Origin of the sequence: Burkholderia sp. Ac-20349, from assembly GCF_017104865.1 — a bacterium.
GTDB classification, from domain to species: domain Bacteria; phylum Pseudomonadota; class Gammaproteobacteria; order Burkholderiales; family Burkholderiaceae; genus Burkholderia; species Burkholderia aenigmatica.
In genome coordinates this window covers 1-13400 of record NZ_JAAGPM010000077.1, presented here as the reverse complement: position 1 = coordinate 13400, position 13400 = coordinate 1, and the positions used below count along the sequence as shown (strand labels likewise).

General features: G+C 68.3%; 12 protein-coding genes. 7 read left to right on the top strand and 5 right to left on the bottom strand.

Features of this window, described 5'->3' with window-relative positions; translation table 11 throughout:
• Positions 1-79: 79 nt before the first annotated feature.
• Together G3N61_RS23680 and G3N61_RS23675 are read right to left on the bottom strand one after the other, a co-directional pair.
• Positions 80-766, bottom strand: coding sequence for a type 1 glutamine amidotransferase domain-containing protein (locus G3N61_RS23680; RefSeq protein WP_043183571.1), 687 nt, complete (start codon positions 764-766; stop codon positions 80-82).
• Between the two features lie 386 nt (positions 767-1152).
• On the bottom strand, positions 1153-2217 hold the full coding sequence (locus G3N61_RS23675) for a substrate-binding domain-containing protein (RefSeq protein WP_205823734.1): 1065 nt from the start codon (positions 2215-2217) through the stop codon (positions 1153-1155).
• A 153-nt stretch (positions 2218-2370) separates the two neighbouring features.
• Here G3N61_RS23675 and G3N61_RS23670 point away from each other — a divergent pair, with 153 nt between their 5' ends.
• Positions 2371-3969 carry a glycoside hydrolase family 68 protein gene (locus G3N61_RS23670; RefSeq protein ID WP_205823723.1) on the top strand — a complete coding sequence of 533 codons (1599 nt, stop codon included), beginning with the start codon at positions 2371-2373 and terminating at the stop codon, positions 3967-3969.
• Between the two features lie 150 nt (positions 3970-4119).
• Entirely contained in the window at positions 4120-5757 is a 1638-nt protein-coding gene (locus G3N61_RS23665) for a glycoside hydrolase family 32 protein (RefSeq protein WP_205823722.1), read from the top strand.
• A gap of 96 nt (positions 5758-5853) precedes the next feature.
• On the opposite strand, the gene G3N61_RS23660 is transcribed toward G3N61_RS23665, so the two are convergent.
• Both G3N61_RS23660 and G3N61_RS23655 read right to left on the bottom strand, forming a co-directional pair.
• Positions 5854-6603 (bottom strand): SDR family oxidoreductase, encoded by a 750-nt coding sequence (locus G3N61_RS23660; RefSeq protein WP_043183566.1) that lies wholly within the window; start codon positions 6601-6603, stop codon positions 5854-5856.
• 151 nt (positions 6604-6754) lie between these two features.
• Positions 6755-7672: a LysR family transcriptional regulator gene (locus G3N61_RS23655; protein WP_043183565.1), complete on the bottom strand. Its 918-nt coding sequence runs from the start codon at positions 7670-7672 to the stop codon at positions 6755-6757.
• Between the two features lie 256 nt (positions 7673-7928).
• Here G3N61_RS23655 and G3N61_RS23650 point away from each other — a divergent pair, with 256 nt between their 5' ends.
• From G3N61_RS23650 to G3N61_RS23640, 3 genes are all read left to right on the top strand, one after another.
• Positions 7929-9413, top strand: coding sequence for a PLP-dependent aminotransferase family protein (locus G3N61_RS23650; protein WP_205823721.1), 1485 nt, complete (start codon positions 7929-7931; stop codon positions 9411-9413).
• Positions 9414-9507: 94 nt separating this feature from the next.
• A complete protein-coding gene (locus G3N61_RS23645; protein WP_043183563.1) occupies positions 9508-9945 on the top strand; it encodes a carboxymuconolactone decarboxylase family protein in 438 nt (145 codons plus the stop codon).
• 10 nt (positions 9946-9955) lie between these two features.
• Positions 9956-10378, top strand: a complete 423-nt coding sequence (locus tag G3N61_RS23640; RefSeq protein WP_089453068.1) for a cupin domain-containing protein — start codon at positions 9956-9958, stop codon at positions 10376-10378.
• 69 nt (positions 10379-10447) lie between these two features.
• Here G3N61_RS23640 and G3N61_RS23635 read toward each other — a convergent pair whose 3' ends face one another.
• Positions 10448-11248: a hypothetical protein gene (locus G3N61_RS23635; protein ID WP_346778584.1), complete on the bottom strand. Its 801-nt coding sequence runs from the start codon at positions 11246-11248 to the stop codon at positions 10448-10450.
• 234 nt (positions 11249-11482) lie between these two features.
• On the opposite strand from G3N61_RS23635, the gene G3N61_RS23630 reads away from it, so the two are divergent.
• Entirely contained in the window at positions 11483-12553 is a 1071-nt protein-coding gene (locus G3N61_RS23630; RefSeq protein WP_205823720.1) for an AraC family transcriptional regulator, read from the top strand.
• Positions 12554-12745: 192 nt separating this feature from the next.
• Positions 12746-13400, top strand: a 655-nt coding sequence (locus tag G3N61_RS23625; protein ID WP_205823732.1) for a TetR/AcrR family transcriptional regulator, incomplete at its 3' end; no start/stop codon positions are given.

Here is a 13400-nt window from a genome sequence, read left to right as displayed (position 1 = left end):
GGGCCGTCGACGGGCCGGTTAGCGCCCGGCGACGGATACGGGACGGCGCCGGCCTGGCCGGCGCCATCGGCTTAGCGGGTCAACGGTGGCCGAGCTGCGCGAGCAGCGCTTCGGCGGCCGGCTCCGACGAGGCGGGGTTCTGCCCCGTGATCAGCAGCCCGTCGGTGACGACATGCGGCGCCCAGTCGGCGCTGCGCTCGAATTGCGCGCCGTTGGTCTTCAGCATGTCCTCGACGAGGAACGGCACGACTTCCGTCAGTTCGACCGCCGCTTCCTCGCTGTTGGTGAAGCCCGTCGCGCGCTTGCCGCGCACGACCGATTCGCCGGTCTGCGGGTTCTTCACGTGACGCAGCACGCCCGGCGCGTGGCACACGGCCGCGACCGGCTTGCCGGCCGCCAGTGCGCGCTCGATCAGGCCGATCGAATGCAGATCCTCGGCGAGATCCCACAGCGGGCCGTGGCCGCCCGGGTAGAACACGGCGTCGTAGTCGTCCACGGACACGTCGGCCAGCTTGCGTGTCGAAGCCAGCTCGGCCTTGGCCGCCGCATCGGCTTCGAAGCGGCGCGTCGCGTCGGTCTGGGCGGCCGGATCGTTGCTTTTCGGGTCGAGCGGCGGCTGGCCGCCCTTCGGCGACGCGAGCGTCAGCTCGACGCCCGCATCCTTGAACGCGTAGTACGGCGCGGCCAGTTCCTCGAGCCAGAAGCCGGTCTTCTTGCCGGTGTCGCCGAGCGTGTCGTGCGAGGTCAGGACAACCAGAATCTTCATGATCGGACACTCCTTCGAAAATGGATGGGAACGGGGCCGCCCAGCCGGACAATCCGGCCGGCGCGGCACGCCTGTCGGTTAGTCAGCTGCGACGCGTCAACGTGCGACCCGCGTATCCGAATGTGGCATGCGCCTATTAGACCAGTCGTCTAGAACAATTCAAAATAAAACGACGGCGTCTCGCTGCACCATCAGCATCGCAGCGCGAAATGGCATTTTCGCGTCTTTGTTGCATGTGCCACGGACGTCGCCGCATTCACGAGGACGGATGATAGCCTCTGATTAGACCGGTCGTCTAGAAAACGGGCAATCGCCCCTGTCGCCGTCGTGGGCTTTTCGGCGGGGCGCGATCCGCGAGCGTTCGTGGTCGCTCGCGCCCCTCGCCTTCACCGCGCCAGCTGGCCGCGCAACGGACCGTCCGTGTCGCCCGCCTCGATTGCCGGCGCTTCGAGCCGCTGCTCGCGAACACCCTCGCCCAGCAGCCGCAGCATCAGTTCCGCGAGCGAGCGCCCCGATGCGTGACCGGTCGGCTGCACGACCGCCGTCACGCGATGCGGATGCGCGATGTCCGGCGGCACGCCGTCGTAGACGATCAGCGACATGTCCTCGCCCAGCCGCAGCCCGCTGTCCATGAGCGCCCGAAACGCGCCGCCGCCCGCGATATTGTTGTCGACCAGCAGCGCCGTCGGCCGCTCGGCACCTGCGAGCAGCGCCCGCACCGCCTGCAGCCCGCCGTCGTGCGTAAACGGGCACTCGACGAGCAGCGCCGGATCCGGCTCGATGCCGGCTTCGTGCAGGGCCGACAGATAGCCTGCCCGGCGCTGCGCGGCGAAATTCAGGTCGAGCGGCGCGCTGATCATCGCAATGCGCCGATGCCCGAACGCCGTCAGGCGGCGCACCGCGTCCCGCGCGCCGGCCTCGTTGTCGAAATCGAACCACGCATACGGCTCGGCCACCTGCGTCCGGCCGTAGGCCACGTACGGAAACGCGCTCGCCTGCAGGTACGCGATGCGCGGATCGTCGACCAGCGTGCGCGCGACGATCAGGCCGTCGACGAGCTTGCCGTCGACGATGCGCCGATAGGTGTCCAGTTCCGCGTTCGGTCGCGCCGACGCGATGATGAAATCGAGATTGCGTTCCGCGAGCCGCTCGGTGATGCCCGCGACGACTTCGCCGAAGCGCGGATCGCCGAGATCGCCCGCACCGAACGGATAGACGATCCCGATCACGTCGGCGCGCCCGGTCGCGAGCCGGCGCGCGGTCGGGTCCGCCACATAGCCCATTTCCCGGGCAGCCCGCGCCACGCGTTCGCGTGTCGCTTCGCTGACGTCGTCGTAACCGTTCAGCGCGCGGCTGACCGTCGTCCGCGACAGCCCGAGCGCGTCCGATAGCGCCTTCAGATTCACCTTCACCGTCACCGTGTTCCTCGCATTCGATGCGCCGCGCGGCATGCCGATGGCCGGCAATTGTTTCCGCTCGGTAGCGATTACCGTCAAATAATTATCTTTTGACGTCCAAACCGGTTTGAAATAGCATCCAAACCGGTTTGGACATCGATGCCCACTCAGCCGTTCACTTTCACTTTCCCTGGAAACGACGACGAGATGACATACTTTTCCCTTTTCCGCCCGACGGCGGCCCAACGTTTGCTCCTCGCTGGTGGCGCACTCGCCGCCTTCGCGTCCGTCGCGCATGCGCAGTCCGGCGGCACCGGCGCGCCCATGCCCACGCCGCATACGCAGCAGGCCTACGATCCCGAAGGCAACTTCACGATGCGCTGGACGCGGGCGGACATCCGCCAGATCGTCGCGCAGTCGCACACCGCCGGCGCCGACAGGAACTCGCTGCCGCAAGCGCTGACGATGCCGGACATCCCGCACGATTTCCCGCTGATCAACTCGAACGTGTGGGTGTGGGACACGTGGCCGCTGGCCGACCTGCGCGCGAACCAGCTCAGCTACAAGGGCTGGGAGGTAATCTTCTCGCTCACCGCCGATCCGCACGCCGGCTACACGTTCGACGACCGTCACGTCCATGCGCGCATCGGCTTCTTCTACCGACGCGCGGGCATCCCCGCGTCGCAGCGCCCCGCAAACGGCGGCTGGACCTGGGGCGGCCACCTGTTCCCGGACGGCGCCAGCGTCAAGGTGTTCGGCACCGCGCCGATGACCAACAACGCCGAATGGTCGGGCTCGGCACGCCTCACGCACGGCGACAACGTCAGCCTCTACTACACCGCGACGTCGTTCAACCGCTCGGCGCCCGGCGGCGCCGACATCACGCCGCCGCAGGCGATCATCACGCGTGCCGACGGCCACATCCACGCCGACGACAAGCACGTGTGGTTCAGCGGCTTCGACGATCACAAGGCGTTGCTGCAACCGGACGGCAACTACTACCAGACCGGCCAGCAGAACACCTACTTCTCGTTCCGCGATCCGTTCGTGTTCACCGATCCCGCGCACCCGGGCAAGACCTACATGGTCTTCGAGGGCAACACGGGCGGCCCGCGCGGCGCGCGTACCTGCACCCAAGCCGATCTCGGTTACGCGCCGAACGATCCGTACAAGGAAGATCTCAACGCGGTAATGAATTCGGGCGCAGTGTATCAAAAGGCCAATGTCGGCCTGGCGATCGCGACGAACCCGCAATTGACCGAGTGGAAGTTCCTGCCGCCGCTCCTGTCGGCGAACTGCGTCGACGACCAGACCGAGCGCCCGCAGATCTACCTGAAGGACGGCAAGTACTACCTGTTCACGATCAGCCACCGCACGACGATGGCGGCCGGCGTCGACGGTCCGGACGGCGTGTACGGCTTCGTCGGCAACGGCATCCGCAGCGACTTCCTGCCGCTGAACGGCGGCAGCGGCCTCGTGCTCGGCAACCCGACCGACTTCTCCGCGCCGGCCGGCGCGCCGTATTCGCAGGATCCGAACCAGAACCCGCGCGAATTCCAGTCGTATTCGCACTACGTGATGCCGGGCGGGCTCGTCGAGTCGTTCATCGATGCGATCGGCGCGCGCCGCGGCGGCACGCTCGCGCCGACGGTGAAGGTCAACATCAACGGAGCATCGACGGCGGTCGATCGCGCCTATGGACGCGGCGGGCTCGGCGGCTACGGCGACATTCCGGCGAACCTGCCCGCGACCGGCGCCGGCTCCAACGGCGGCAACAGCCAGGGCAATCAGGATAACCAACAATAACGAACGCTGTTAAAGGCCCGGGGTTCGGGAGGCGCATATCGCGCGTGTCGCGTGCGCGCCTCCTCTTTTTTTCATCCATTGCGCACGCCACCACTGCAAGCGGCATGCGCCCTCCTTTCCCGCTTTGCATGGCGGAGCACGGCCCCCCGCATGATATCGACGTCTTTCCGCTTTTCCGCCCGGCTCGCCCGGTTGCTGTTCGCCTGCGTGGCCTGCACCCAGGTCGCCGCCGCGCCTTGCCACGCACCGGCCGGCAACGACACGCCGCAATGGCGGCCCGCGCTTCACTACACGCCGCAGCGCAACTGGATGAACGATCCGAACGGGCTCGTCTACGACAACGGCCGCTATCACCTGTTCTATCAATACAATCCGCTCGGCAACGAATGGGGCAACATGTCCTGGGGCCATGCGACGAGCACCGATCTCGTCCACTGGCGCGAGCAGCCGGTCGCGATGCGCGCGAACGCGACGGAGGAAATCTTCTCCGGTTCGATCGTCGCCGACACGCTCAATACGTCCGGCCTGGGCAAGCCGGGCCAGACGCCGCTCGTCGCGCTTTATACGAGCGTGTACAAGCCGGGCTCCGGCCACGCGCCGGGCACCCAGGCGCAGTCGCTCGCGTACAGCCTCGATCGAGGCACGACCTGGCAGCCGTACGCACACAATCCGGTGCTGACGCTCGATCCGGAATCGAAGCAATTTCGCGATCCGAAAGTGTCGTGGTATGCGCCGGGCGGCTACTGGCTGATGACGACGGTCGTCGCCGACGCGCACGTCGTGAAGCTCTATCGTTCCGACGACCTGATCCACTGGCATTTCCTGAGCGACTTCACGCGGCCGGGCGTGCCGCACGACGGCACGCTGTGGGAAATGCCCGACCTCGTGCCGCTGCCGCTCGACGGCGACCCCGCACACACCCGGTGGGTCATGATCGTCAATGTCAACCCGTGGTCGATCGCCGGCGGCTCCGGCGCCATGTACTTCGTCGGCAACTTCGATGGCCGCACGTTTACGCCGGATCGCGTCGCACCCGCCGGCTCCGACCCCGCGCAATTCCGCTGGGTCGACCATGGCGCGGACTTCTACGCAGCCGGCACCTTCTCGGGCGCCCCCGGCTCGCGGCCGGTCGCGATCGCGTGGATGAGCAACTGGGACTACGCGGCGAAAGTGCCGACCACGCCGTGGCGCGGCGCGACGGCCCTGCCGCGCGAACTGTCGCTGAAAACGATCGACGGCGAACCGACGCTCGTCGTCGCACCGGCCGCCGCGTTCGATGCATGGGCGGACGGCAGGCCTGCCGTGCACGAAGGCGACCTTATGGTCGACTCCACGACACGCGCGCTGTCGGCCGCGACGCGCGGCGTCGTCCAGCGCATCACGGTCACGATCGCGCCGCAGCACGCGGCACGTGCGGGCCTGATCGTCCGGCGCTCGGCGGATGGCGAGGTCGGCACCCGAATCGTGTACGACACGGCGAAGCGCACGCTGACGCTCGATCGTTCGATGTCCGGCGAAACCCGTTTCGCCGACACGTTCAGCCGCGAGCACATCGTGAATCTGCCGCTCGATCATGGGCAGTTGCGGCTAGAGATCGTCGTCGATCGCGGCTCGGTCGAAGTGTTCGCGAACGGCGGCCGCGTGGCGCTCACCGACCTGATTTTTCCGCCGCTCGACGCGGATCGCGTCGCCGTGTTTGCCGAACACGGCCGCGCGACGTTCTCCGGGCTCACGGTGACGCAGCTCGAAGCCGGCGGCGACAGGCCTGGCGCCTGTGTGGCGCGATAGATGCGCTGTGTGGACGGCCATCGGCCCTGCATGTGACGGGGGCTGTCCGCCCGGCATGACGCCGATCGGTTGCAGCCCCCGCCGGGGCCCCATCGCTCAGAGCAAGCCCATCCCGCCCGACGCGATGATCTCCGCACCGACGATGAACGCGGATTCCGGCGCGCTCAGGTGCAGCACCGTCGACGCGATTTCATCCGGCGTACCGAACCGGCCGACCGGCACGAGGCCCTTGATCTTGTCGGCCGTTTCGTCGAGCGTGGCCGCATCGAGCCCGAGCTTGCCGTAGAGCGGCGTCTGCACGGGCCCGGGACTCACGACGTTCACGCGCACGCCGTTCGGCAGCAGTTCCGCCGACAGCGTCTTCGCGAACGAATTGACGGCCGCCTTGCTGGCCGCGTACACCGACGAGCCGGGCATCCCGATGTGCGCGTTGATCGAGCCGTTGATCACGATCGATGCGCCGCGGTTCAGCAGCGGCACCAGCGACTGGATCTGGAAATACGCGCCCTTCACGTTGGTGTTGAACACGAGATCCCACATGGCCTCGTCGCTGTCGGCGAACGGCGCGAGTTTCGCGACGCCCGCGTTGATGAACACGGCGTCGAGCCGCGCCCCCGCCGACGCGATCGCATCGGCCAGCGCGCGGGCCGACGCGACGCTGCCGGCCTCGTTGCGGATCGCGAGCGCGCCTGCGCCGAGCGTTTGCCGCGCGGCCTCGAGCGTCTGCGCATCGCGCCCGGTGATGATGACCCGCGCGCCTTCTGCCGCGAATGCCTTGGCGGCCGCCAGGCCGATGCCGCTGTTACCGCCCGTGACGAGGACCGTCTTTCCTTCGAAGCGTTGCATGATGTTCTCCTGTGAACCGGTGAGTTGACCGTGAACACAGGATGCGCGCGGCGCCCGGCCTTGCCGTACGACGTGCGCGGCGAACATGTGCGAAATCGTCGAACGTGTTTGCGCGGGCCGGTTCGATTGGCCCGTGCCGTTCCGCGCCGCGTCAGCCCGCCACGTCGATGCCGTCGAGCAGGCGCTGCGCGAGCCGCGGTTCGCGCAATTGCTCGAGCCACCATTGCAGCGCGCGGCCGTCCCGGTCGCCGTGCCACGCGACATACAGCAGGTTCGGCTCGCGCGGATCGGCCGTCGGTTTTTCCACGAGTTCGCCGCGCGCGAGCAACGACGCCACGCGCCGGCGCGGCACCCAGCCGACGCCGAGCCCGTCGCGCTGCGCGAGGATCTTCGCGCGCATCGACGGCACCGCGAGCACGGCTTGCCCGCCGAGCAGGCCATACGCACGGCCCGCCGCACGCCGCGACGAATCGGCGACGACGACCGCGCGGTGTGCGCCGATCGCGTCCCGCGTCAGCGCACCGCTCGCGGCGGCCAGCGGATGGCGTGGCGACACCGCGAACACCCATTCCATCGCGCCCAGCTCGAACCACTTGAAGCCGGGGATCGCCGGCGGCTCGTTGGTCGCGCCGACCACCAGGTCCGCGCGGCCGTCGCGCAGCGCTTCCCAGGTTCCGCCGAGCACTTCGTGCGTGAAACGCAACGACACGCCCGAGTCGAGCGCATCGAACGCGCGGACGACCGGCAGCAGCGTGTCGAACTCCAGCACCTCGTCGCTGACGATCCACAGCCGGTCTTCCCAGCCGCTCGCGACCTGCCGCACGCGCTGCGTCAGCCGCGCGACGTCCAGCGCCAGCCGTGCCGCCTCGTCGGTCAGCAGCTGCCCGGCCGGCGTGAGCTGCAGCCGGTAGCCGCGCCGGTCGAACAGCAGCGCGTCGAAGCGCGTTTCGAGCTGGCGCGCCGCGTGCGACACCGTCGACGGCGCCTTGCCGAGCCGCGCCGCCGCGCGCGACAGGCTGCCGGTGGCACGGATCGCGTCGAGCAGCGCAAGTTCGTCTTCGGACAGCATGGGCTCGCTCCGGTGTGGGGTTGTCGTGGATCGTAAGGCAGCGGCCAGCCGAGGTCCAATCCGGCGACGCGGGCAGCGGATGCCGGTCGCCAGGGTGCGCCGCGCCGTCATTCGGCCGGACACCACCGCTTCTTTGCCGGTGAGCGACCGGTACAGGCGTCCCGCCCAGCCGCCACGCAGCCCGCACCACGCCGCGGCGATCGACTTCCGGTATGCTCGGCTACACGAAATCACGGCAATCGAGGTAACCACCGCGATGGACATCGCCATCCGCATCGAAGGTCGTCACGACCTGACGGGGCAAATCTTCCGGCAACTGCGCACCGCGATCGTCGACGGGCGGCTCGCCGGCGGCGCACGGCTGCCGTCGACGCGCGACCTCGCGAAACAGCTCGGCGTCTCGCGCAAGACGACGCTCGACGCGTTCGAGCGTCTCGTCGCCGAGGGCTACCTGAATACGCGCGCGGGCGACGGCACGTTCGTCGCCGACGGCCTCGCGCGCGTGCCGCACGCCGCGGCCATGTCGGCGCCGTCGCTCGTCGAGGACACGCCGCGCGTCGACGCGGTCGATGCGCGCGCGCTGTGGAACGACCTGCCCGACGCGCTCGCGATGCCCACGCCGCAGGATTCGCCCGGCTTCGACTTCCGCGGCGGCGTAACCGACAAGGCGCTGTTCCCGTTCGACGCGTGGCGGCGCTGCCTGCATCACGCGCTGCGCCAGCAGATGCGCGGCCCCGCCCATTACCACGACCCGGCCGGCGATCCGCAGTTGCGCGGCGCGATCGCGCGCTACGTCGCGTTCAGCCGCGCGGTTGCGTGCGGCTGGGACGACGTGCTCGTCACGCAAGGCGCGCAACAGGCGCTCGACCTGATCGCCCGTGTCGTCGTGCGGCCCGGCGATGTGGTCGCGGTCGAGGATCCCGGCTATCCGCCCGCGCGCGCCGCGTTCGCGTCGCTCGGCGCGACGGTGATCGGCGTGCCGGTCGACGCGCACGGTCTGGTAACGGAACGGCTGCCCGACGACGCGCGCCTCGTCTACGTAACGCCGTCGCATCAGTTCCCGCTCGGGATGCCGATGACGCTGGACCGGCGCGTCGCGCTGCTCGAATGGGCGCAGCGCCGCCGCGCGGTGATCATCGAGGACGATTACGACGGCGAGTTCCGCTTCGAGGGCCGGCCGGTGGAATCGCTGAAGAGCCTCGACCGCACGGGCCTCGTCGCGTATGTCGGCACGTTCTCGAAGACGATCTTTCCCGAACTGCGGATCGGCTACGCGATTCCGCCGCGCGCACTGCGCGGCGCGCTGGCCAAGGCGAAGCAGATCGTCGACTGGCATACCTGCACGCTGACGCAGGCGGCGCTCGCGCGCTTCATGCTCGAAGGCGATTTCGCGCGGCACCTGAAGCGCGTGCAGAAGCACTACGATGCGCGCCGCAAGATGCTGATCGCGCATCTGCGCGGCGAACTCGCGCCGTGGTTCGACGCGATCGTGCCGACGGCCGGCATCCACCTCGCCGCCTACCTGAAACCGGGGCCCGACGAAGCGGCGCTGGTCCGCGCGGCCCGCGCGCAGGACATCGGCCTGTACGGCATCTCGGCGTTTCACGTCGGTGTGCCGGTCCGGGCGGGGCTGCTGTTCGGCTATGGCGGGATCGACGCGCTGCGCATCGACACGGCGCTCGCGAAGCTGGCCGGCGTGCTGGGTTCGGGCAACCTCGGCAGCCCGGAACTGGTTACCTGAATTTCCCGGAAATTGGCCATTCAAGCAGGCCAGCATGCGTCTTAAAGTGGGTCCTGTCGCGCCACCGTGCGCTCCCACCGAACAAGGACCTGCCATGCAACCGCGCCTGAACTTCTATGCCGCCAGCCCGAATGCGATCAAGGTGATGCGCAACGCCGAGGAATTCCTCGGGAAATGCTCGATCGAGAAGCCGCTCGCCGAACTCGTCCGCCTGCGCGCGTCGCAGATCAACGGCTGCGCGTTCTGCGTCGACATGCACACGACCGACGCGCGCAAGGGTGGCGAAACCGACCGCCGCCTGGCCACCGTCGTCACGTGGCGCGAGACGCCGTTCTTCACCGAGCGCGAACGCGCGGCGCTGGAATGGACCGAGGCGCTGACGCTGGTCGCCAGCAACCACGTGCCCGACGCCGTCTGGGAAGCCGTGAAGCCGCACTTCACCGACGAGGAGCTGTTCGACCTGTCGATGCTGATCGCGACGATCAACTCGTGGAACCGTTTTGCGATCGCGTTCCGCAAGATGCCCGAGTAAGGAGACGACGATGACGTACGCTACGCTCCGCCGCGCCGCCGTCGGCGCATGGCTCGCGGCCGGTGCCGCGCTGCTGCCGGCCGTCGCCCGCGCGCACGACGCCGGCGACAACGTGCACACGATCATGCAGCAGGCCGTGCCCGAAGCGCCCGGCAAGCTCGCGGTCGTCGCAACCGTCGACTATGCGCCGGGCCAGGCTTCCGAAGCCCACCGGCACCTCGGCTCGGTGTTCGCGGTCGTGACGAAAGGCGAAGTGTTGTCGCAGGTGAATGGCGGCCCGCTGCACCGCTACCGTGCCGGCGAAGGCTGGTACGAGGCGCCCGGCTCCCGCCACCAGGTGTCGCGCAACGCAAGCGCGACCGAGCCCGCGCAGCTCGTCGTGTTCGGGCTGACCGGCGAACACGCGCCGCTGACGTCGCCGATCGATCAGTGAACGTCGCGGGCGGCGGCACACCGAACGGCCCGTGAATCGGGCTGTCGGCGCAGCGCGCGAGGGCCGGTCTCAATACATCCGGCCGCCGACCGTGGCCGATTCAAGTTCCCGCGTCATGGTGTCGATCCCGCCGACGGCCGCCACCGTTTTGACCACGCCGACGCCGGGTGCCCGCCATTCGTCGGCGACGGTCGTCACCCGGCCGTCCGAATCGGCCGCGACCTGCGTGATGCGGTAGTGGCACGCGCCGGCGAACGTCTTGCCGTTCCGCAGGCGCACGGTGTCGCGCCCGACATAGGCACGCCGCATCGACACAGCCGTTTGCTGGCCGTCGGCCGGAACGGTAACCGTATCGCGATAAAGCGCCGATTCGTTTCCTTCGAGGCTGATCGCCTCGGCATAGGGCAGCGCATAGATGTCACGCAGCATCAACTTGCCGGCGATGGTCTGATCCTCGCCGTAATACGTGCGCACGCCATGATCGACGCGATAGTAGCGATGCGTTTGCACGATCGAATCGGCCGCGGCTTCGGTTTCCCGCGTCAGCGACACGCCTTGAAAGGTGGCCGGCAAATACGTCCGCGTCACGACGCCGTCGTCGGCAATCGGGCTGTGCGCCGACGCGCGAACATACACATGCAGGCGGACGGTATCGCCTTCCCGATACACCGGATCGCATTCGGCTTGGGAGACATCGGCTCCGTTCGCGCGGCTGCCGGTCGCATCCGGCGCCGGCCGGTCCGGCCCCCCGCACGCGGGCAGGAGCAGAACGGCCAGCGCCGTCGCCGACACCCCGGCCCATCGTTTTTTCGTCATGGCTGCCCCCGGATACCGCCTTGCCAACAGCGGCCGGTTCACGACTGTTTTCACGCACGGCCCTCGGTACTGTTTTTCGTGTTGGTTGGTCGTGGTTCAAGCGTGTTGCGGGCCGATGATATGATGGCCCGCGCGACAACAGGTGTCTGTGCGTCTCTATTTGGTGCCTTTCCGTTCGACGTGCCGGCATCGCCCGATTCCGATCGACCGTCACCGCGTTTTGCGTTTTGCGTGTTCCTGTTTCCGGGAATGAACCGAGCGGCGTCTTCCCTACCCGAAGGGCCAGCAATGGATAGCCCGTCCGTACTGGACACCTATCGCTTTTCCACCCTCGCTGCGCCGCCCGCCGAGCGGTTCGACGCATGGGCCGCCACCAGCGGTAGCTGGTCGTTCGTCGCACCCGACGACCGCTCGGTGCCGTTCGACTGCCAGTTCGACGCGACGCGCGTCGGGCCGTTCACGATGGGCCGGCGCACCTGGCTGAATCCCGACCGCACCGTCGCCTACGGGATGACGCGCACCGCGCGGCAGGTCCGCGCCGACGGGCTGGATCACTACTACCTGCTGCTGCATCTCGGCGGCAGCATCACCTGGCAATTCGGCACAAGGACGGTCGATACGCGCCCGGGCGGCCTGTATCTGATCGACACGGCCCACGCGTTCGACTGCATCGTCAAGACCGGCGATACGGTCATCGTGACCCTGCCGCGAGACCTGTTTCATCCGGATACCGCGAAGCTGCACGGCTGTGCGATGGCGCCGGCGATGGGCGGCATCCTCACCGACTACCTGCTCGCATTCCACGGCAACCTGGCGGGATTGTCCGCCGCACAGGTGCCCTATCTGACGCAGGCGACGACGAACCTGCTGCATGCGTGCGTACAGCCCTGCCCCGACACGCTGATGCAGGCCGGCACGGAGATCGACGCCGCGCTGCGGGAGCGCGCCCGAAGCTATATCGAGCAGCACCTGACCGACCCCGGTCTGTGTCCGGACGCGATCTGCAAGGCGATCGGCGTGTCGCGCCCGAAGCTGTACCGGCTGTTCCAGCCGGACGGCGGCGTGATGAAGCTCGTGCAGCGCACCCGGCTCGTGCGGATCCGGAACATGCTCGCGGATCCGACCCGCCCGCGAACCCGCATCGCGGATCTCGCGTGGCGCTACGGGTTCGCCAGCGACAAGCACTTCAGCCGGTCTTTCAAGGCCGAATTCGGGCACAGCCCGCGTGAAACGATCGAACAGTCCCCTCGGCGTTCCGACGAAGCTTCGTTGGCCCCGGTGGCGGCCGCCCCGCACCGCGAGCTGGCGGACCCGACGTTCAGCGAGTGGATCGTCAAGGGCAACCGGCGCGCGGCCTGAGCGCGCGACCGCTGCGTTCGCGCGCGTTGCTTCTTCTGTAGCCGCTTCCTTCATTCGAACGCCGCGTTGCGGTGCGCGACCGTCGCGACGCCACGCCCGTCCGCGCCGCGATTCGAGCCGCACCTGATCCAGGTCAACGGCAGCGAAAACCCCTCCTTGAAATTAACTAACTCATCAATTAGCGTCGATTTCATGAACGCGAAATCCACCGTCGCCAGGCCACGCGGGCGCCGCCCGTCGGTCGACGATTTCGACCTGCGCGACCACATGCTCGACGTCGCGATGCAGTTGTTCGCCGAGCGCGGCATCGCCGCGACGACCGTCGCACAGATCGCCGCCGCCGCCGGCGTCACGTCGGCGATGGTTCACTACTACTTCACGAATCGCGAGCAGTTGCTCGACGCGATCGTCGAGGAACGGCTCGCGCAGGCCATCGCGTTCGTGTGGCGGCCGACCGAGCCGCAGATCGAAAACGATCCGTTCGCGCTCGTCGCCGAACTCGTCGACCGCTTCTTCGACGTCACGCACCGCATGCCGTGGCTGCCGTCGATCTGGCTGCGCGAGATCATCCATGAAGGCGGGCTGCTGCGCGAGCGGATGGTCCGCCGCATTCCGCTCGAACATGTCGGGCGCTTCGCCGAACGCATCCGCGGCGCGCAGCAGGCCGGTACGCTGAACCCCGCGCTCGAACCCGCGTTCCTGTTCCATTCGATCATCGCGCTGGTGATGCTGCCGCTCGCGACCGCGAAACTGTGGCAAAGCGCGCGCGGCGGCCTGCCGCCGATCGACCGCGACGTGCTGCACCGCCACGTCCGCGCGCTGCTCGGTTCGGGCATGCAGCCGCCGG

What these genes read in the sequence shown, in the direction of transcription:
- G3N61_RS23680 (WP_043183571.1), bottom strand. Translation starts at nt 766, where the DNA reads ATGAAGATTCTGGTTGTCCTGACCTCGCACGACACGCTCGGCGACACC.
- G3N61_RS23675 (WP_205823734.1), bottom strand. Translation starts at nt 2,217, where the DNA reads ATGCCGCGCGGCGCATCGAATGCGAGGAACACGGTGACGGTGAAGGTG.
- G3N61_RS23670 (WP_205823723.1), top strand. Translation starts at nt 2,371, where the DNA reads ATGACATACTTTTCCCTTTTCCGCCCGACGGCGGCCCAACGTTTGCTC.
- G3N61_RS23665 (WP_205823722.1), top strand. Translation starts at nt 4,120, where the DNA reads ATGATATCGACGTCTTTCCGCTTTTCCGCCCGGCTCGCCCGGTTGCTG.
- G3N61_RS23660 (WP_043183566.1), bottom strand. Translation starts at nt 6,603, where the DNA reads ATGCAACGCTTCGAAGGAAAGACGGTCCTCGTCACGGGCGGTAACAGC.
- G3N61_RS23655 (WP_043183565.1), bottom strand. Translation starts at nt 7,672, where the DNA reads ATGCTGTCCGAAGACGAACTTGCGCTGCTCGACGCGATCCGTGCCACC.
- G3N61_RS23650 (WP_205823721.1), top strand. Translation starts at nt 7,929, where the DNA reads ATGGACATCGCCATCCGCATCGAAGGTCGTCACGACCTGACGGGGCAA.
- G3N61_RS23645 (WP_043183563.1), top strand. Translation starts at nt 9,508, where the DNA reads ATGCAACCGCGCCTGAACTTCTATGCCGCCAGCCCGAATGCGATCAAG.
- G3N61_RS23640 (WP_089453068.1), top strand. Translation starts at nt 9,956, where the DNA reads ATGACGTACGCTACGCTCCGCCGCGCCGCCGTCGGCGCATGGCTCGCG.
- G3N61_RS23630 (WP_205823720.1), top strand. Translation starts at nt 11,483, where the DNA reads ATGGATAGCCCGTCCGTACTGGACACCTATCGCTTTTCCACCCTCGCT.